The 572-nt window shown below is 63.3% G+C and carries 1 pseudogene; it reads left to right on the top strand.

The annotated features are described in order from the left end of the window. Positions 1 to 96: 96 nt before the first annotated feature. Positions 97 to 572 (top strand): annotated as a pseudogene (locus I6F16_RS37485) (hypothetical protein); the annotation flags it as partial.

Raw genomic sequence — 572 nt, 5'->3', positions numbered from 1 at the left:
ATCATCACCGGCGGCCCGATCGTTCACCCTATCGAGCGTTCCCGCGACGTGCTGGAATTTTTCCGGACCAGCACGCGATCGCTCACGGACGAGCACATGCTGTTCGCATCCCTGACCCATGCGCCCGACGGGTCCGGCAGGGAGGTCGCGGCCCTGGTTACCAGCCACTGCGGTCCAGTCGCCGAGGCCGAACGAGCGATGCAGCCGCTGAAACAGTTCGGGCCTCCCATTCTGGATGCGGTCGGACCGATGACCTATTGCGAGCTCAACCGCATGCTCGACGCCAACTATCCGAAAGGCGCGTTCAACTATTGGAAGTCGAACTTCCTCACGGAGCTGAGCGATGGTGCGATCGCGACGATGATCGAATGCTTCGCCCGCTGCCCGACTCCGATGGGGCAGCTGCTGCTCGAGCACATCCACGGTGCCGCGGCCCGCGTAGGTGCCGGGGATACGGCATTTGTGCATCGGCAGGAGGGCTACAATTTCCTGATCCTCGCGCAATGGACGCAGGCCAGCGATACCAGCCGCAGCATCTCGTGGGCACGCGCAACCTATGAAAGGATGCGGCC

Source organism: Bradyrhizobium sp. IC4060, from assembly GCF_020193715.1.
GTDB lineage: Bacteria > Pseudomonadota > Alphaproteobacteria > Rhizobiales > Xanthobacteraceae > Bradyrhizobium > Bradyrhizobium yuanmingense.
The sequence above is the reverse complement of the archived record's forward strand: the minus strand, read 5'-3'. Positions and strand labels throughout refer to the sequence as shown.